Genomic DNA, 18032 nt, shown 5'->3' on the forward strand with positions numbered 1-18032 from the left:
CCCCCTCCTTCACCGCTCTCGGTCCTCACTCCGCTTTCCCCACGTATGATCTACCCCGATGAGTGCCTCAGGTAATTGCCGGCAGGGTGACGATGAAGGTCGTCCCCGTCTCCCTCGCCTCATCGGCGGTCTTTGTCCTGAAGGTAATCGACCCTCCGTACTTCGTGACGATGCCGTAGCTGACCGAAAGCCCCAGCCCCGTCCCCTCTCCCACCTTCTTGGTCGTAAAGAGGGGGTCGAAGATCCTCGAGCGGTGCTCTTTCCTGATGCCGGTGCCGGTATCGGCAATCCTCACTTCGATGCCCCGTCCCTCGTCAACGACCATCCTGGTAGCAACGGTGAGCACGCCGCCCTTCTTCATGGCGGCGACGGCGTTATTGATGATATTGATGAACACCTGCTGGAACTCCTCGGGCTCCCCTCGTGCCGCGGGGAGATCCCGCGCCAGGTTTTTCACCAGTTTTATTTTATTGACCGAGAGGGTGTTGCCGACGACCGCCAGCACCTCCTCGATGCTCTTGTTGACATCCACATTTTCTTCACGGTGCTCGGTACGGCGGGCAAAGCTCAGGAGGTTCTCGACCACCCTCTTGGCATTCAGCCCCTGCTTCTCGATCGTCTTCAGCATATCGTGCTCGTCGGAGCCGGTCGGCGCCTTCTCGAGGAGCAGGTCGGTGAAGCCGAGAATGATCGCGAGGGGATTGTTGATCTCGTGCGCCACCCCGGCAGCGAGCGTTCCCATCGAGGCGAGCTTCTCCGTATGGCACATCTGCTCGTGCATACTCATCCGCTCGGTGATGTCCCTGCCGATGCCGAGCACTTTATGGATCCCTCCCGATTCATCGACGAGGCCGCTGAAGTTGATGCTGAGCCACGAAACCTGCTCCCCTCTCCTGACCGAACAGGTCACCTGCTTGCTGGTGTTCGTATCGAACACTTCGTAGATCGCCCTGACGACGAGCTCCGCGTTCTCGCAGGAGAAGAGGTCGGCGATCGGCTCCCCGAGCACCTTGTCGGGCCGCTTCTGGAAGAACTGGTAGCCGTACCGGTTCATCGAGAGGACATGGCCCTCTCTGCTGAGCGTGAAGATGATGTCGTCGGCATGCTCGACGAGCGACCGGTACTGGTATTCGCGCTTCCTCAGCTCGCTCGTCTTTTCCTGCACTTCCCGTTTGAGCGAGCTCGACCACCGGAGCATGATGCTCATGATGAGCAGGCCGGACGAGATGATGACGAGTATGCCCACCCCCTGGAGCCAGAACTGGCGGACCTGTATGCTGTGGATGACCCCCTCGACCTCGCTCACCGGGGCCACGACCGCCACGGACCAGAGCGAGGCCTCTCGCGTGGCGTCGAGCCTGATAGGAGAGTAGGCGATCAGCTTCCTCATCTCCTCCTCTTTTCCCCGGTGCCATCCCGAAATGTACCAGCTCGTCCCCTCCTGCCCCTTCAGCATGCGCTCCTTCTGTATCTCGTTGATGCGCGCATAGGAGATGGTCGGTTTCCGCTCCTTCCGCACCTCGAAGGCGTTCTTGCCGACGAAGACGCGTTCCGGGTGATAGATGAAGGTGCCGTCATGGTCGATCACCCAGGAGTAGCCGGTCTTGCCCGACTGTATTCCCTTCATCACCTTTTGGGCGAGCGCCGTCACGTCGACGGCAAAGATCAGGACCCCGGCGAATTTGTTTGTCGGGATGCGGTGCGACTCATCGACCGAGCTCTGCCATACGGGAGTGGCCATCTTCATGATAAGCCGCTGCCCCTCGCCGCAGTCCACAAACGCGATGTCGGACATGGCGATCGTGCCCTTGTTCTCTTTCTTCCTGGCCCACTCGAGATAGTCCAGATCATCATGAGCCAGCGCATCGATCCGGTACGCATCGGCATCGGCGAGATGGACCCGGTACGTCTTCTCTTCCACGTACTTGATCCTCACTCCTCCTTCGTCCTTTATGCTCGAGAAGGTGATCATCATCCGCTTGCCCATGAACACCGCCTCCGAGTACTGCATTGAGGGAGAGAGGCTGAGCAGCAGGAGCTCGCGTCTGAGCAGGTTGAGGCTGTTCTGAATCTGGCTCGCCGCGTGCCGCGAGAGGACCAGCTGCTGCTGGTTGAAGTCCTCGAGCACGACCTCCTTCACCTTCTGCGCCGACATCCAGCCGAAGAGCAGAATCATGCCGAGGAAGAGAGCGCTGATGATAAGGGTGAGCTTTTTGTAATGCTTCAGGTAAATGCTGTGCCAGCATCGCGCAAGGTGCTCGGTTATGGCGGCGAGGAGGACCTTCATAGCGTTCCATCGTTCATCGCGGTATCCTCCTTATGATAAGGAAAGCTCCGGCAAACTATCAAGCGCCGGCGCTTCAGGACCGCGCCAAAGAAGAGGGCGGGAGAGTGGATACTCCCGCCCTTCGGTTATCTCACCCCGTGCTACAAGGGGAGCTTTACGACACAGACGGAGCAGGGGCTGTGGGTGACCACGCTCGAGGCGACGCTCCCGAGCCTGAGCCGTGATGAGGGGCCGAGCCCTCTGCTGCCGATAATGATCAGGTCCGCCTTCTCCCGTTCGGCATAATCGACAATGGTGTCGGGAATGGAGGTCGAGTCGACCACGAGGTTGCATGCCGAAGAGAGCTTATCCTTTTCCAGCACTGCTGAGGCCTCCTGGATGACCGCTTCAGCCCGCTTGCTCATGCGCGCCTTCACCCGCTCCCGCTCCCCGGCCGTAATCTCGAGATCGACCGCTTCGATGTAGGGCACGATGCTGATCAGGCAGACCTTCGCGTTCTTCGCCTTCGCATAGTCCGCGGCGAGCTTCACTGCTTCTCTCGAATGGATGGAGCCGTCAACCGGCACTATTATCTTCATCGCTTCTCCTTTGGCGCGTGATTAGTGTTTCGCCTTGCTCGTCGAAAGTCCTATACCCTCGAACAGGTAGTAGATGGCAAAGCCCCACCACATGGTATAGGCGACGTAGAAGATCAGCAGCCCCGTCATGAGCCCCGCCTTTTCGGTGACCTTCACTGCCGGGATGCCGTAGAAGTTATGCGACGTCTCGACCGCCTTCTTCATGACATCCGAGACGATCTTGGCCTCCTCGATCTTCCCGTCTTTCTTGAGCTGCTTGTCGAGCACCTTCATCACATTCCACCAGGTCACCATCACCTCTTTCTCGTCGAAGCCGTAGCGGCCCGAGACTGCGGCCCCGTCGTTCTTGAACATGGCGTCGGAGTCTTTGAGGGCAGCGTCCATGAGCCTGCCGAGATCGGCGTTTATCTTCAGCTCCGCGCCGGCGGCCTCGACCTGTGCGCCGGCGGTGCTGAGCACTTTGACCGCCTTGTCAGCCTGCTCGGGCTTTTCGAGCGCCACCGTCGTCGCTATGCCGGCACCCATGAACTTCTTGTTGCTCTCCGCGACCTTCGGGATGAAATAGGACGAGCCTTTGGAGAGCTTGTTGAACATATCGTCCGAGAAGACGAGCCCGTTCTTGCCGTCGCCGAAGACCGGCGAGAAGATGAGGATGAGCACGCCGAAGAACGAGAGGGCGAGGAACATCCCGATCGACAATGATTTCTTATTCGTCGTTGCCATGTTATGCTCCCTCCTTCATATTCGCTACCGCCACTTTTGCCTTTGCGTGCGCCACGCTTTCGTCTTCGCCGCGCAGGATCCCGATATTCGCGAAGAACTTCCCGATAACCCAGACACCGAAGATGCCGACCACCACCCAGAAGACGATATTGCCGACGAATTCGATGGTGCCTACGGCAGACTTCGACATGGTGACGTACTCGAGCTCGACGAGCTTCTTGGGAAGCGTGCTCGCCCTGTTGATGAAGCCGGCGATGATCGAAATCGCATAGAAGCCGAGGATATGCGTCCCTTTGACGACCTTCGTCACGAGCGCGCCGACCTGGATGCCGATGAGCGAGCCGATGAGCATGCCCATGGCCAGGGTGTAGAAGACGTAGCCGTAGATTGCGTACTGGGCGATAGAGGCCAGCCCGGCGGTAAAGATGATCTGGAGGATGTCGGTGCCGACCGTCGTCGTCGCCGAGACGCCGAAGAGATAGACGAACATGGGGAAGGTGATGAAGCCGCCGCCGACTCCCATGATGGCGGCGAGCACGCCGACGACCAGGCCGCCCATGGCGACGAAGACGCCCGAGATCTTCCTGCCGCCGCCGACGAGGTGCTCATCGAAGGTGATCATGGGAGGAAGGTTGACCGACTGGAGCTTTACCGCCAGCGCCGGCATCGTGTCAGGGCCGCTGTGCGCGCCGCCGCCGCTGCTGCTCTTTCTCGAACGCAGGAAATCGGCAAGGGCATAGAAGCCCAGGAACCCGAGCAGGACCGCGTAGACGAGGCTGATGAAGGCCTCGCTCAGGAGCGGGTCCTTGTTGTAGAGCGCCTTGTTGATGGCGCCGCCGATGAACGTCCCGACGCCCGAGCCGACGAGAAAGCCGACCGCGAGCTTCGTCGATACATTCCCCAGCTTCTTGTGCACTGTCGTGCCCATAATCGCCTTGGCAAAGATATGGAAGACGTCCGTTCCCACGGCGAGGATTCCCTTGACGCCCGCAGCCATCAGGGCGGGGGTGATGATGAAGCCGCCGCCCGCGCCGATGCAGCCGGTGATGAGCCCGGCAGCGAGGCCGATGGCGATCGAGACCAGGAAGATGGTGGTGGAGTAGAACGCAGGCGCATACGCCGTCTTGCCGCCGAGCATCGAGCCGGCTTCCGAAAAGCTTACCGCAAAAATGGGGAGAAGCAGGATAAGCAGGATGAGGAGCTTCTTGCGGGTCCGTACGATGTTCATCGAGACCTCATAGTCCCATTTGGCATACGCCATCGACCCGGCCATGAGAAATTCATAAAGCCTTCTTGGGTAACTCATTGTCTTTGACCTCCCGGATGTTGTTAATGTCCTTTGATTCGTTCGAATTCAGTCTGAATCTTGTATTTTGTGCCGCTCCCGTACAGCCGTGTATACGCAATCGGGGTCCCGTCCGAACCGATGAGGAGCCGGTGCAGGAGCAGTCCCGGGGCGTTCTCGGGCACTCTCAGGATGTCCGCCACATTCCCTCTCAGCTCGGTCACTCCTATCGTCTGTATTACCTTATAGATTTTTCTTACCGCCTTTTCCTGTATCAGATCGTAGAACGAGGTCCTGCAGATATCCTCATCCTCGATGCCGGGAAACATGGGTAAGGGAATAAACGATTCCTCGATGTAGGCCGGCTCGCCTTCGACCATGCGTTTGCAGAGAATATAATAGATCGCCTCCGCTGCCCCGAGGTACGGCGTGACATCCTCCGTTGATTCCATCACTCCCCGTGCCAGTAGTTCTCGCTCTGTCTTCACCCCCTCTCCGAACATGTCTTCCGTGAGTCTCGTCTTCATCGCCACCCCCAGGTGAGGGGTAGACGGCGTCACAAAGGTCCCCTTTCCCTGCTGGCGCTTCAGGTATCCATCCCTGACCAGCTCTGCTATCGCGATCCGGATAGTGGCCTTGCTGACATCATAGGTTCTGCAGAGCTCGTCCTCGGTAGGGATCTGGACGCCGCCGGGCCATTCACCCTTCTCGATTTTCCCCCTTATTATCGAGTAGATCTGGACATACAGTTTCTGCTGGCTATCTCTGTCTACCGTTTCTCCTATCATCAGGTGTATATCCTCTTAGGTCTTTATAATGATCCGCTTCATAAAAAAAATTAATGTGCAGGGCTGCACATTAATTTTTCTTCCGCTCAGACTGTCTTCAAAACCGCCCTGGAGTCGGCCAAGGCCGTCTCACGCTCGATCTCCTCCTCGTTTAACGCCTCTTTGACGAGGCGCCGTGCGGTCTCGAGCTCTCCGGCTTCGGCAAAGGTAACGGATACCATCATGTCTTCGACCATCTTCATGAGCTTCTTCATAGCATCCTCGCTTCCTTAGTGGTTAAGCGTCTGCCCTTACCTCTACCGTTCTGAAAAGCAAGCTGCGTGCCAGAATCGATCTGATTGAAAAATATTGATTTTTAGAGAGACGAGCTAAGCGAGCAGCAATTTTTTAATGCAGGCTTGAGAGAGACACTAATAATAATCAATATAAATCAATTTGTTTAAAGCAACATTTTATTTCACAGAAACATCATGTTGCTATCTTCAGCTCTTTGATCTTGCGCTGGAGCTGCTGGCGATGGATGCCGAGCTCTTCGGCAGCCTTCGATATGTTGCCGCGGGTCTTCTGGAGGGCTGACCATATCAGCTCGCGCTCGACATTCGAGAGGGCGTCCCTGAGGTGAGGCACCGTGGTCCTCCTCCGGGAGGGCGCCTGGAGCAGGGAGGGGGGCAGGTCGGCAGGGAGGATCGAGGGGCTCTGCGCAAAGGATATGGCCCGTTCGATGATATTCTCGAGCTCCCGCACGTTGCCCGGATAAGCGTGCTTGAGCAGAACAGCCATCGCGTCGTCGGTGATGGACTTGATCAGGATATCCTTCCGCTTCGGTGCGTGCTTCTCTATGAAATGCTCGACGAGGAGCGGGATATCGTCGGTCCGCTCCCTGAGCGCCGGGAGGTGAATATTGATGACATTCAGCCTGAAGAACAGGTCCTCCCTGAAGGTGCGGCGTCCGCACTCTTTCTTGATATCCTTGTTCGTCGCCGCGATGATGCGCACATCGATCTTTATCGGCCGCTTCCCCCCTATCCTCATGATCTCATTCTCCTGGAGCACCCGCAGGATCTTCACCTGGAAGAGCGCAGAAACGTCGCCGATCTCGTCGAAGAATACCGTCCCCCCGTCGGCGAGCTCGAAGAGCCCCATCTTGGTATAGTTCGCGCCGGTGAACGCGCCCTTCTCGAAGCCGAAGAGCTCCGATTCGAGGAGCGTATCGGGAATGGCGCTGCAGTTGATCGTCATGAACGAGCGCTCGCTCCGGGGGCTCCAGCGGTGGATCGCCCGGGCAACGAGCTCCTTGCCCGTACCGCTGTCGCCGGTGATGAGGACGTTGCTCTCGCTCACGGCCGCCTTCTTTATCAGGCCGAAGACCTCCTGCATGGGGGCGCTCGTGCCGATGATCTCGTCGAAGCCGTATTTGTTGGTGAGTATGGTCCTTTTATACCTGCCGATAACCTCGCTTACCACATCGGCGGTGAGCGGCTTTTCGAGAAAATCGCTCGCCCCGAGCTTCAGCGCCTCGACGGCATGCTTTATGCCGCCGCCGGAAAAAGCGATGACCGGCATCTGCTGGCGGAGGTCGAGCAGCTTCTGCTGCCAGCCCTCGGTATCGAGATCGAGAAACGCTATATCGTAGGCATAGCCATCGGCTTTCTGTTTCGACGAGTGCGCTTCGGGTGCGAACCCGCGCTGCCTGAAAAGCTCGTAGATCGCCTTGGCTTCATTCGAGACGACTACTATATTAAGCATAGACCTATTGTAATATAAGGAGGAGACGGGAGGAAAGGAGGAGAGGAGCCGGCCGCGCCTCCTCTCCCCGCATGCAGCAAACGCTTACGAGGTCTTGGCGACGAGCACCGCCGCGGGAGAGAGCGCGATAACGCGCTCGGCAACGCTCCCGATGAGGAGGCGGTCGACGCCGGTCCTCCCGTGCGTGCCCATGATCGCCATATCGATGCCTTTCTGCCTGATCGTCTCGACAATCACGTCCTGGGGCCTTCCGACCGCGGTCATTATCTCGACGGCGAGACCTTCCCTGTCCGCATCCCGCCTCACCTTCTCGACATTCTCCTCGGCCCGCCCGAGCCGGTCCTCCCTCTGCGCTACCGAAAGGGCGACGATCGTCTTGAACTGCCGGCACCGCCTGCCCATGCTGAGCATCTCGCGCTCCGCCGCCTCGCTGTACCTCGAGCCGTCGGTGGCGAGCAGTACATGCTCACCGCGCATCGTTGCGTCCTTCGGGACGACCAGCACCTTGCAGGGAGCATAGCCTATCACCTTGGCGGTGACGCTTCCCATGAGCATCTTCTTCAGCCCGGTCATGCCGCGCCTGCCCATGACAATGACGTCGACCCTCCTCTTTTCCGCCTCCTCGATAATCGCCCTGTCCGGACGGTCATGCCTCCGTACGATCGCCTCGCACTCGATGTTCTCTTCTGCGGCGGCTTCCCGGATCAGGTCGAGGTGGGCGCGGGCTTCGCTCTCTATCTGGGCCACCACCTTCTGCCCCTCGGTCTCGAATTCGGGATTGAACTCCAGAACGCGCAGCGCCGTAAGCTTGATGGTGCCGCATTCGCGGGCGAGGTTGATCGCCGCCCTGATGGCCCCGGCGCTGTAGTCCGATCCGTCGGTGCAGAGCAGGATCGATTTGAGCTCACCCATGAAATGGGGAGTGCCGCTCTCCTGGCCTCCCATACTAGTGGCCTCCCGACTTCAGGAGACCCGATGCGGCGAGCACCAGCACCAGGACCTCGAGGATCGCCAGGACGCCGTATACCGTATCCTTGTTCCTGAAGAGTATCGGCACTATGCGTATGTAGCAGAGAATGGTCACGCCCGCGAGAAAGGCGATCCCGATGAAGTTGAGGAAATCCCCCTTGCCGAGCATGCCGAGCCACGCCCACCCGGGATGAATTCCGGTCGCCTCAAGGTACTTGTGCACCGGCATGCCCCAGTAGTTCGGGAGATCGTTCACCGGGATATAGGGAGTGAGTATCCCTGACACATACACAATGAAGGTGATGACCAGCATCACGAGCCCCAGCTTCATCCCCAGGTCGAGGAGCTTTGCATAGGCAAGCTGTTCTTCGGTCGCTTTCAATTTATTATTCATGAATAGTTCTCCTCCTTCAGTTCCAGATGCCGAGACCCTTGAGCAGCGCGCGGCCCCCGGCAAAGAGCAGCATGACTATGACGATGTACCGCACCGCCGCCGGCTTCGTCTTCGCGAGGATCCTCACGCCGACGATAGAGCCGAGCATGATGCCGATGATCGACGGCACCACCATCATCGGCAGCACGGCGCCGTTGTTGACATAGATCCATGCAGCCGACGTGTCGGTGATCGAGAGAAGGAACTTGCTCGTGGCGACCGACACCTTGAGGGGAGCGCCCATCATGAGGTTCAGCACCGGCACATTCGCCCACCCGGCGCCGAGACCGAACATGCCCGCCATAACGCCGATGATGACGAACGTCGCCAGCCCCTGCTTCGTCCGGTGCACCTGCCAGTTTACCGACTGGCCGGTGGACGCTTCGTAGTAGATGCCGTTGATCCTGAGCGCCGTCGAAAGCGCGTCCGGTTGTTTGACCTCGGGATACTCCGACTTCTTGGCCATGAGCATGATGCCGACGATGCCGAGGATCGTCGCCCCCAGCGCGGTCTGGACCACGTTCGTGGGCAGCGCGAGGCCGAGCATAGCGCCGACGATAGCGCAGGCCGAGGCTATGAGTGCAACCGGCAGCGCCAGCCTCAGATCGGCCATCCCCTTTTTCAGGAGGCCGGGGCCGGCGGCAAGCGCTCCCGCGAGGGCGACGAGGAGTCCCGCCCCCCTCACGAAATCGAGATGAAAAGGAAAGAATCCCCCGATGATCGGGACGAAGAGAACACCGCCGCCGACGCCTCCCAGGACGGCGACGATGCCGAGCAGGAAGGTCACGACGAAGAGAACCAGCGGCCACCCCCACCACGGCATTGACGACGATGCAGCCGGTGCGGCGGAAGCGGCCTCGGGCGACGCCATTGCCGGGCCGGCCGTGAAGAGCGCTGCCGCCGCAATGGTCACGACGAGAATGAAGAGTGCATAGCGTTGTAACATGGCGTACGTCTTTCCTCCTCCATAGTATGGTTTTATCGTATCCTCTCGAAGTCCGTCTGAAACTTGTAGCGGTCGCTCCTGCCGAGGAACCGCGTATACGCCACCGGCGTGCCGTCCGAGCTGAGCATGAGACGGTGGACCACCAGCACGGGAACGCCCTCGGCGAGATCGAGGTAGCGGGCAGCGTCTCCCGACGCCTGGGCGACCTCTATGGTCTGTATGACTTTAAATATCTTTTTTACGCCCTTTTCCTGCAGCACCGCGTACAGCGAGCTGTTCTTCATATCCACCAGCGCGATATCGGGGAGCATTTCCTGGGGAATGAACGATTCCTCCAGGTATGCCGCCTCGCCCCCCACCATGCGCCTGCAGAGGACGTGATATATTCTATCATCAGTCTTGAGATAGTGCTGCGCATCGCGAAGGCCTTCGCGAATCTCTTTAAAAAGCACCTCTTTCTCGACCCTCACCTCCTCTCCGAACATGTCTTCCGTCAGGCGCGTCCTCATCGCGAGCCCGACGCCCGGCAGGACAGAATGGACGAAGGTCCCCTTGCCCTGCACCTTCATAAGATAGCCGTCGGCAACGAGGTTGTTAATCGCCTGCCTGACTGTAATCTTGCTTACGTTATAGCGTTTGCAGAGCTCCTCTTCTGTCGGGATCTGCCGGCCGAGCTCCCATGTCCCCGAGTGGATTTCGTCGAGAAATATCCTCGTGAGCTGGATATAGAGCTTCTCCTGGTTGAACCGGTCGACTGCTTTGTTGTGAAGCGGAAATGTTTCATTTTGCATCATGACGACATGATATTATAATGACCTTATCAAGTCAAGGAAATTCGCTCTTTTCCGCTATTAATAATGGTGATACCTGTATAAAAGGCTCTGCAATACAGCAGCAGCGGCTATTTTCATTGATTTTTTTATGCATTTAAGGTAAATTCATCGTCATGGTGAGAAGGACGCTCCTCTGCGCACTCCTGGCAGCTGCAGCAGTGCTGCTCCTTTGCCCTCTGTCCTTTTCTGAAGAGAGAGCAGACACTACAAGCGTGCATATAGGGATCGTCCCTTTCTACACACCCGAATCCATCTGGCGCTCCTACTCGCCGCTCGTACGCTACCTCAATGAGACAACAGCCCTTCAATGGAAGCTGAAGCTCTTCAATAGCCACAACGCGATCATCAACGGCATATGCTCCGGCGAGATCGACATCGCCTTTCTCGGCCCGGTCCCCTTCGGACGCGCCAGCACGCAGTGCGGCGCCCGGCCCCTCCTGGTGGCGATCGGCAAAAACGGCAAACCCTACTACCACTCCGTCATTGTAACCGCCCGCACCTCGATCGAAACCATCGGCGATGTCCGGGGGAAGAGATTCGCCCTGTACAAGCATTCCACTGCATCGTATGTGCTTCCCCTGAAGATGCTGGAGGACGAGGGCATCGCTCTCGAGGAGATCACGCCCGTCTATTACACAAGCCAGGACAGGATCGTCGATGCGCTCATCAGGCACGAGGCAGATGCCGCGGGGGTCAAAGAGAGCCTCTACGAGAAATTCAAAAAGCTCAATCTCAGGAAGCTCAAGATCTCCGAACCGCTCCCCAACTTCGTCTTCTGCACTGCGCCGAATACCGGACCGGAAATTGCCGAGGCGTTTTCGACGGCGCTCCTCAGGCTCAAGCCGCGCTCCCGTAAAGCCGATAAGAAGATTACGGGCGAATGGGACGAAGAGATCAGGTACGGCTTCATGAAACCGCCTGCGACCTTTCTCCGTGACATAGCACGCATACAGGAGCTGGACAACCGGTACCGTCAATGAGGATTGCAAAGAACAGCCTGGTCTTCAAGATCCTTGTCCCCTCTCTTCTCTTCATCGCGCTCGTTGCCCTCTGCATGCTCTTCTTCGCGGAGAGCATAATAACCGGCATCCTCGAGGACTATCATGCGTTTGGGACGCTGATGCACTCCCGCGAGGTGCAGCGTATTCTCGACAGGACCGTCACCGAGCTGGTCTCCGCGCACCTCCTCGACAACGAGATCGTCGTCGAGGCCAAGAAGGGCATAGTCATCGAAGAGATTCTCTCCTACTGGGCGCGGAACAATCTCAAAGGATTTGTCCTGGATACGAAAGGGGCGGTCGTCGTCTCCTCCCATAAGGACCTTCCCCTCGCTCAGCTGGCCCCCCCCGCGGCAAAGCCGGGAGGCTTCCATGTCGATGAGGGCGGCTCGCACCTGCAAGGGTATGCCCTGGAGTTCCCTGCATGGCAATGGATGGTCGTCACGGTCTCGTCGCCGAAAACGCTCCTGTCGTACAATAAAAACACCGTTCTCCTGGTCCCCCTCATCGGCATAGGCTCTCTTCTCATGCTGGTCAGCATCGCCTTCGTGCTCAACCGGAACCTGCGGCGGCCCATTCAGGCCATCACCGCCGATATCAGGGACGGCAGCGCGATCAGGACAACCGGCATCGCCGAGCTCGATACCATCGCTTCGGCCACCAACGAGGCGTTCAGGAAACTCTCGAAAAAGACCGAGCAGTGCCAGACACTGCACAGCATCGCCCTCTCGCTCAACGAGTTCTCGGAGACGGAGACGCTCCTCGAGCTGGTCATCGACAGTGCGCATACCCTCATCGATGCCGAATGCGCGGCACTGGTCCTCTTCACCGATACCGGTGAGGTAAAGAGGCTCATCACGAGGGGGAACTGCCCCGCCGACGCAGAGGGATTCTCCCTGAGCGGAGACGTCCCCGCCTTTCCGCAGCTCTCCCTGCTGCCCCAGCGCATGAACGGCTTCCCGGACAGCTCCCTCCCGGCAGGGACGCCTCCCGGGGGACCGCTGCCGCTGCGCCATCTCCTCTCCCATCCCCTCCTCTCCGATACCGGGAAGGCCCTCGGCACGCTCCTCTTCATCAACAAGGAAGGGGGATTTACGGATGACGACGAGAACATACTCGCGGCGATCGCTGCGGATGCCTCGGTCGCGCTGAATAAGTCCGAAGGCCTGGCGCAGCTGAAGCGCTTCAAGGACGTGATCGACTCGGCCTTCGATATCATCATGATCACCAATACCGACGGCGCCATCACCTATGTGAATCCGGCCTTCGAGCAGGTGACGGGCTATGAGGCAAAGGAGGTGCTGGGCAAGGACACCAGCATCCTCCACAGCGGGTTTCACGACGAGACGTTCTACCGGGAGCTCTGGAGCGGCATCAGGGCAGGCAACATCTGGAAGGGAGAATTCGTCAACAGGAAGAAGAGCGGGGATATCTACCATACGTCCGCCGTTATCTTCCCCATTCAGACGGAAGGGGGCCCAAACTACGCCTCGATCCAGCGGGACGTTACCCAGGAGAAGCGGCTCTACGAGCAGCTTCTGCGCGCCCAGAAGATGGAGGCGATCGGCACTCTCGCCGGCGGCATCGCCCACGATTTCAACAATCTCCTCACCGCCATTCTCGGGTACTCGGAAATCATACTGCACACGGCAAAGGAGGGGGATCCCTTCTTCAAGCCGGCGTCGATCATTCACCATGCCGCCGAACGAGGAGCCGATCTCGCCCGGAAGATACTTACGATATCGAGGAAGGAGAAGCTCGAGACGAAGCCGCTCCAGGTAAACGAGATCATCAGCAGCTGCATGGAGCTGCTCCAGCGCAGCTTCCCCAAAAACATCGACATGGTGGTGACACTCGCGAAGGATATTCCGCTGATAAAGGCGGACCCCTCACAGATGCAGCAGGTCATCATGAACCTCGCCGTGAATGCACGGGATGCGATGCCCCAGGGGGGCGTCCTGATCATCGAGACCGCGCTCGTGGGCGCCGAAAACGGCGCTGCCGCGGTGCTGCCGTCGGAGCAGGCCGGCTTCATCAAGATATCGGTCTCCGACACCGGCACAGGTATGGATAAAGATACACAGCGAAAGATATTCGATCCCTTCTTCACCACCAAGGCCACGGGGCAAGGGACGGGCCTCGGCCTCTATATCGTCCATTCGGTCACGAGCAACCACGGCGGTTACATCAACCTCTACAGCGAGCCCGGCAAAGGGACGCGGTTCACCCTCTATCTGCCGGTCACCCGTGAGCGGGAAGTGGAGCAGCTCTACGAGGCAGAGGACCTCCGGGGTTCGGGGACCGTGCTCGTCATCGATGACGAGGCCCATATCAGGGAGCTCTGCAGGGACCTGCTCGTCCCCCTCGGGTACACGGTGCTCACCGCAGGAAACGGCAGTGAGGGGATAAGCCTCTTCAGGCAGAACCAGGACGACGTGGCGCTCGTCATCCTCGACATGATCATGCCGGGGATGGGCGGCAATGAGGTCTTCCAGACGCTGAGGACTATCAATCCCTCCGTCAAGGTCGTGCTCTGCTCAGGCTACAGCTACAACGGCTTTGCCGGCATCGATACGCTGCTCAAGAGCGGCGCGCAGTCCTTCATCCAGAAACCCTTCACCCGCATCTCCCTCGCCAGAACCGTCAGGACCGTCCTCGGAAGCTGACCGACTCCGTTTCAATTGATAAACGCTGTCCCTTGAGCTAAGATAATATTATTATTTAGAGGATCTGACGTAATGAGGAAGGGAGTCGGACGAGGCAGACTCCAAGCTCTTTCATTTCGTTAGAGACTTCTCTATTCTCCGGGAGGGTTACCATGGCCGAAGCGACCATAAAGATCGAGGGCATGAGCTGCCAGCACTGCGTTATGAGAACGAAGAAAGCGATCGATGCCGTTGCAGGAGTGACGAAGTCGGATGTCGCCGTAGGGAGCGCGGTGGTGACGTATGACGAAGGCACGGTAAAAAAAGAGGAGATCGAAGCAGCCATCGAAAAAGCAGGATATAAAGTCATCCGCTCGTAGTATTCAGCTATCAGCTATCAGCGATCAGCTTAGAGCCTCCAAAAAAACATCGCAGCATGGACTACGAGCGTAAGGCGCCTTTCGTTTTATCAGTGATGTAGGCGACGAGGGCAGTGTGCACGGGATCGATCTCTTCGTCGGTGAGGGTCCGGTCCGCTGCCCGATACCGTACGGTAAAGGCGATGCTCTTCTTTCCTTCAGGAATATTCTTGCCCTGGTACACATCGAAGAGAGCGACCTCTTCGATCAGGTCCGCAGGATAGGACCGCAGCCAGTCCAGAACCGCTGCGGCCTCGAGGCCGGCATCGACAATGAGCGCCGTATCGCGTTCGATATACGGGAACCGCGGCAGGGGACGGTACTTCAGCATCTGTACCGTGAAGGGCAGGAGCAGGTCGATATCGAGCTCCATCACGACGACAGCGGGCTTCTGCGCCTTGATCTCGAGCGCGTCCCGCACCACCGGAGAGAGCGTCCCGATATACCCGACTTTGCTCCCCTCTATCATGATATCGGCCGCCTGTCCCGGATGGAGAAAGGGTTCGGCAGACCTGACGAAGGTGTATTCACGAATCTTCAGGTCATCGAAGAGCGCCTCGACAGCTCCCTTGACGACGAAGAACTCCTGCGTCTCCTCCCGGTAAAGGGACTTGGTCTTTTCACGGTAGAGCAGAGCGGCGCCATGATGCCGCTCGAGCGGAAGCGTGCCGTCGGCCCCTGCGACAAAGACACGGGAGAGCTCGAACAGCCTGAAGTCCCTGTTGCCGTGGGAGGCGTTATGCGCCATGTTCCGCAGCAGGGAGGGGACGAGCGTAGTACGGAGCAACGATTCCTCGGTCCGCAAGGGATTCTTTATACGGACGCACTTCCTCCGCCGGTCCGGGGCGGCGATTCCCAGAAGATCGAGGTCCTGCTCGCCCATGAAGCTGAGGTTGATCACCTCGGTGAAACCGGTCTTCAGCAACGACTGCTTCACTTCGTGGAGCGCCCTCTCGTAGAACCTCTTCCCGGTCGCTCCCTCACCCTCAACGAGGCGCTCACTGGCAGCATCGGAGATGCCGAGGGTCGCTTTCGGCAGGACCGCGGGGATGCGCTCATAGCCGCAGGTCCGGGCAACCTCCTCGATGATATCCGCATCCCTCTTCACGTCGCCCCGGTAGACGGGAGGACGCACCGACATGAGGCCCCCTGACTCCTCAATGGAGAATCCCAGCTTCTCGAGCGAGGCGACCATCTCGGTTGTCGACAGCGACAGTCCCAGGACCCTGTTGACCTTATCGGCCGAAAGGGATATCTCCGCAGGGACATGCTTCCGGGGATAGATATCGATCTTGCCGTAGATCATCCCGTCGGCGACCTCTTTCATGAGATAGGCGGTCCTGTCGAGGGCCTTCTTGAGCATCTTGATATCCGTGCCCCGCTCGAAGCGGTACGACGCCTCGGTCTTGAGCCCCAGCGTCTTCGAGGTCTTCCGCACCGAGACCGGATCGAAATACGCGCTCTCGATGAAGATATCCACGGTCGTCCCGCTCACCTCGGTCTCCTGCCCGCCCATAACGCCGGCCACTGCCACCGGCCGAACCGCGTCCCATATGAGCAGGGCGTCCCCCGGGATCTCGCGCTCGACGCCGTCGAGTGTGGTCAATTTCGCCGTCGCGCCCTTCCCCATGGCCGTTGCGGGCGTCGCGACGCGAATGCGGTGGCCCTTGAGCGTCGCGAGGTCGAAGGCATGGAGAGGATGGCCGAGCTCGAGGAGCACATAATTCGTCACATCGACGACGTTGTTGATCGCCCTCAGGCCGCACTTCTCGAGGCGGCGTTTCAGCCAGTCGGGGGATTCCCCTATGGTGAGGTTTCTGACGATCCTCCCGGCATAGCGGTGGCAGAGATCGACGTCCAGGATATCGACATTGAAGTCGAGCTCCCCCGGTTCCGCCATGATGTCATGCTCGGGGATGGTCAGCTCCATGTCGTAGGCGGCGGAAAGCTCACGCGCAATACCCACGACGCTGAGGCAGTCCGGCCTGTTGGGCGTCACGTTCACCTCGAAGATCGCATCGCCGTCGACCCGCTCGACAGCCTCTATTTCGAGGCCGAGCATCGTCAGCCGGTGGGCGATCTCATCCGCGTCAGCGGTAAGGGGAATGAACTCTTTCAGCCAATCAAGGGAAATACGCATACACTCTCCGGGCAAGTCCTGAATTCGAAGCCTTAACCACGAAACAAAAGCAATGCACTAACCACGCTCTTCAACGGAGCAGACACTCCTCGTTCTGATTTCGGGCCGTTCGAAACTGTTTAGAATTTCGATATTCGAACCTGGAGACCTGCATTTGTCAAAACTGCTTCAAGAATCTTATATCGTTCTCGAAAAAGAGCCGTATATCGTCGATGGAGTACTTCAGCAGGGCCAGGCGCTCGACGCCCATGCCGAAGGCAAACCCGGTGTACTCTTCCGTGTCATAGCCTACATAGTCGAAGACCGCGGGGTTGACCATGCCTGCGCCGAGCACTTCGAGCCAGCCCGTTCCCTTGCAGACACGGCATCCGGCGCTGCTGCAGAGGATGCAGCCGATGTCCACCTCGGCGGAGGGCTCGGTGAAGGGGAAGAAGCTCGGCCTGAAGCGGACCGGCGTGTCGGGGCCGAACATCTGGCGGAGAAAGATCTCGAGAATGCCCTTAAGATTGCTGAACGTGATATCCCGGTCCACCATAAGCCCTTCGACCTGGTGAAACATGGGTGAGTGCGTAATATCGGCATCGCACCGGTAGACCTTCCCCGGAGCGATGAACCTGACCGGCGGCTTCCGCTTCTCCATGCCGCGGACCTGGACCGGTGAGGTATGCGTGCGCAGCACGATATCGCTGCTCACGAAGAAGGTGTCCTGCATATCCCTGGCGGGATGCTCTTTCGGGAAATTCAAGGCCTCGAAATTATAGTAGTCGAGCTCGACCTCGGGGCCCTCTTCGACGCTGAATCCCATCCTGACGAAGATAGCGACGATCTCGTCGAGCGTCCTGCTCAGGGGATGCTCCCTGCCGAAGGGGGTGAACTTTCCCGGCAGCGTAACGTCGACCGCTTCTTTCAGAAGCTGCGTCCGGAGCTCCTCTCTTTTCAGGTCCGCCTCGCGGGCGTCGAGCTCGGTCTCGATAAGCTGCTTCAGGTCGTTGATCTGCTTGCCGAAAAGCGGACGCTCTTCAGGGGAGAGCGACGACAGTGATTTCAATTGTGCAGTGATGACGCCCTTCTTACCGAGGTACTTGACCCTGAGCCGGGCGATATCGTCGGTTGTGGCAGCGGACGCTGCATCACGGTGAAACGCTTTTTTCAGATCATCTATCATGATACGTGTTGTCAAGGAGAAGCGGCAGAAGCCGGCGTATGCCGGGCGCCTGCCGCTCCGTCATCTGATGCGTCCTT

General features: G+C 58.7%; 16 protein-coding genes. 3 read left to right on the plus strand and 13 right to left on the minus strand.

All coding sequences use genetic code 11. The features are described 5' to 3' along the window. Positions 1 to 67: 67 nt before the first annotated feature. From AB1805_13950 to AB1805_14000, 11 genes are all read right to left on the minus strand, one after another. Positions 68 to 2287, minus strand: coding sequence for an ATP-binding protein (locus tag AB1805_13950; protein MEW5746529.1), 2220 nt, complete (start codon positions 2285 to 2287; stop codon positions 68 to 70). 140 nt (positions 2288 to 2427) lie between these two features. Further along, complete coding sequence (locus AB1805_13955) at positions 2428 to 2865, minus strand: universal stress protein (protein ID MEW5746530.1); 438 nt, start codon at positions 2863 to 2865, stop codon at positions 2428 to 2430. 21 nt (positions 2866 to 2886) lie between these two features. Further along, a complete protein-coding gene (locus AB1805_13960) occupies positions 2887 to 3588 on the minus strand; it encodes a hypothetical protein (GenBank protein MEW5746531.1) in 702 nt (233 codons plus the stop codon). Between the two features lies 1 nt (position 3589). Continuing rightward, a complete protein-coding gene (locus AB1805_13965; GenBank protein ID MEW5746532.1) occupies positions 3590 to 4894 on the minus strand; it encodes a sulfite exporter TauE/SafE family protein in 1305 nt (434 codons plus the stop codon). A gap of 23 nt (positions 4895 to 4917) precedes the next feature. Continuing rightward, positions 4918 to 5661 carry a GntR family transcriptional regulator gene (locus AB1805_13970; GenBank protein ID MEW5746533.1) on the minus strand — a complete coding sequence of 248 codons (744 nt, stop codon included), beginning with the start codon at positions 5659 to 5661 and terminating at the stop codon, positions 4918 to 4920. A gap of 86 nt (positions 5662 to 5747) precedes the next feature. Next, entirely contained in the window at positions 5748 to 5915 is a 168-nt protein-coding gene (locus AB1805_13975) for a hypothetical protein (protein ID MEW5746534.1), read from the minus strand. Between the two features lie 214 nt (positions 5916 to 6129). Next, positions 6130 to 7407, minus strand: a complete 1278-nt coding sequence (locus AB1805_13980; protein MEW5746535.1) for a sigma-54 dependent transcriptional regulator — start codon at positions 7405 to 7407, stop codon at positions 6130 to 6132. An 84-nt stretch (positions 7408 to 7491) separates the two neighbouring features. Beyond that, on the minus strand, positions 7492 to 8352 hold the full coding sequence (locus AB1805_13985) for a universal stress protein (protein MEW5746536.1): 861 nt from the start codon (positions 8350 to 8352) through the stop codon (positions 7492 to 7494). A 1-nt stretch (position 8353) separates the two neighbouring features. Further along, positions 8354 to 8770, minus strand: a complete 417-nt coding sequence (locus AB1805_13990; GenBank protein MEW5746537.1) for a hypothetical protein — start codon at positions 8768 to 8770, stop codon at positions 8354 to 8356. A gap of 16 nt (positions 8771 to 8786) precedes the next feature. Next, positions 8787 to 9755, minus strand: a complete 969-nt coding sequence (locus tag AB1805_13995; protein MEW5746538.1) for a sulfite exporter TauE/SafE family protein — start codon at positions 9753 to 9755, stop codon at positions 8787 to 8789. 32 nt (positions 9756 to 9787) lie between these two features. Further along, positions 9788 to 10549: a GntR family transcriptional regulator gene (locus AB1805_14000; GenBank protein ID MEW5746539.1), complete on the minus strand. Its 762-nt coding sequence runs from the start codon at positions 10547 to 10549 to the stop codon at positions 9788 to 9790. Positions 10550 to 10800: 251 nt separating this feature from the next. On the opposite strand from AB1805_14000, the gene AB1805_14005 reads away from it, so the two are divergent. The 3 genes from AB1805_14005 to AB1805_14015 all read left to right on the plus strand — a co-directional run bounded on the left by AB1805_14005 (position 10801) and on the right by AB1805_14015 (position 14611). Beyond that, on the plus strand, positions 10801 to 11568 hold the full coding sequence (locus tag AB1805_14005) for a PhnD/SsuA/transferrin family substrate-binding protein (GenBank protein ID MEW5746540.1): 768 nt from the start codon (positions 10801 to 10803) through the stop codon (positions 11566 to 11568). After that, a complete protein-coding gene (locus AB1805_14010) occupies positions 11565 to 14252 on the plus strand; it encodes an ATP-binding protein (protein ID MEW5746541.1) in 2688 nt (895 codons plus the stop codon). The genes AB1805_14005 and AB1805_14010 overlap by 4 nt, the downstream gene beginning before the upstream one ends. Before the next feature lie 152 nt (positions 14253 to 14404). Then, the gene (locus AB1805_14015; protein MEW5746542.1) at positions 14405 to 14611 is read left to right on the plus strand and encodes a heavy-metal-associated domain-containing protein; all 207 of its coding nucleotides are present in this window, start codon (positions 14405 to 14407) and stop codon (positions 14609 to 14611) included. A 61-nt stretch (positions 14612 to 14672) separates the two neighbouring features. On the opposite strand, the gene pheT is transcribed toward AB1805_14015, so the two are convergent. Next, a complete protein-coding gene (pheT, locus tag AB1805_14020; protein MEW5746543.1) occupies positions 14673 to 16790 on the minus strand; it encodes a phenylalanine--tRNA ligase subunit beta in 2118 nt (705 codons plus the stop codon). Between the two features lie 157 nt (positions 16791 to 16947). Further along, the gene (gene pheS / locus AB1805_14025; GenBank protein MEW5746544.1) at positions 16948 to 17955 is read right to left on the minus strand and encodes a phenylalanine--tRNA ligase subunit alpha; all 1008 of its coding nucleotides are present in this window, start codon (positions 17953 to 17955) and stop codon (positions 16948 to 16950) included. Positions 17956 to 18032 lie beyond the last annotated feature (77 nt).

The organism is Nitrospirota bacterium, from assembly GCA_040752355.1.
In the GTDB taxonomy this organism is placed as follows: domain Bacteria; phylum Nitrospirota; class Thermodesulfovibrionia; order Thermodesulfovibrionales; family Dissulfurispiraceae; genus JBFMCP01.

Coding starts and splice junctions, on each gene's coding strand:
- AB1805_13965 (MEW5746532.1), bottom strand. CDS start 4,894: ATGAGTTACCCAAGAAGGCTTTATGAATTTCTCATGGCCGGGTCGATG.
- AB1805_13960 (MEW5746531.1), bottom strand. CDS start 3,588: ATGGCAACGACGAATAAGAAATCATTGTCGATCGGGATGTTCCTCGCC.
- AB1805_13955 (MEW5746530.1), bottom strand. CDS start 2,865: ATGAAGATAATAGTGCCGGTTGACGGCTCCATCCATTCGAGAGAAGCA.
- AB1805_13985 (MEW5746536.1), bottom strand. CDS start 8,352: ATGGGAGGCCAGGAGAGCGGCACTCCCCATTTCATGGGTGAGCTCAAA.
- AB1805_13980 (MEW5746535.1), bottom strand. CDS start 7,407: ATGCTTAATATAGTAGTCGTCTCGAATGAAGCCAAGGCGATCTACGAG.
- AB1805_13975 (MEW5746534.1), bottom strand. CDS start 5,915: ATGAAGAAGCTCATGAAGATGGTCGAAGACATGATGGTATCCGTTACC.
- AB1805_13990 (MEW5746537.1), bottom strand. CDS start 8,770: ATGAATAATAAATTGAAAGCGACCGAAGAACAGCTTGCCTATGCAAAG.
- AB1805_13995 (MEW5746538.1), bottom strand. CDS start 9,755: ATGTTACAACGCTATGCACTCTTCATTCTCGTCGTGACCATTGCGGCG.
- pheS (MEW5746544.1), bottom strand. CDS start 17,955: ATGATAGATGATCTGAAAAAAGCGTTTCACCGTGATGCAGCGTCCGCT.
- AB1805_13970 (MEW5746533.1), bottom strand. CDS start 5,661: ATGATAGGAGAAACGGTAGACAGAGATAGCCAGCAGAAACTGTATGTC.
- AB1805_14015 (MEW5746542.1), top strand. CDS start 14,405: ATGGCCGAAGCGACCATAAAGATCGAGGGCATGAGCTGCCAGCACTGC.
- AB1805_13950 (MEW5746529.1), bottom strand. CDS start 2,287: ATGAAGGTCCTCCTCGCCGCCATAACCGAGCACCTTGCGCGATGCTGG.
- pheT (MEW5746543.1), bottom strand. CDS start 16,790: ATGCGTATTTCCCTTGATTGGCTGAAAGAGTTCATTCCCCTTACCGCT.
- AB1805_14000 (MEW5746539.1), bottom strand. CDS start 10,549: ATGATGCAAAATGAAACATTTCCGCTTCACAACAAAGCAGTCGACCGG.
- AB1805_14010 (MEW5746541.1), top strand. CDS start 11,565: ATGAGGATTGCAAAGAACAGCCTGGTCTTCAAGATCCTTGTCCCCTCT.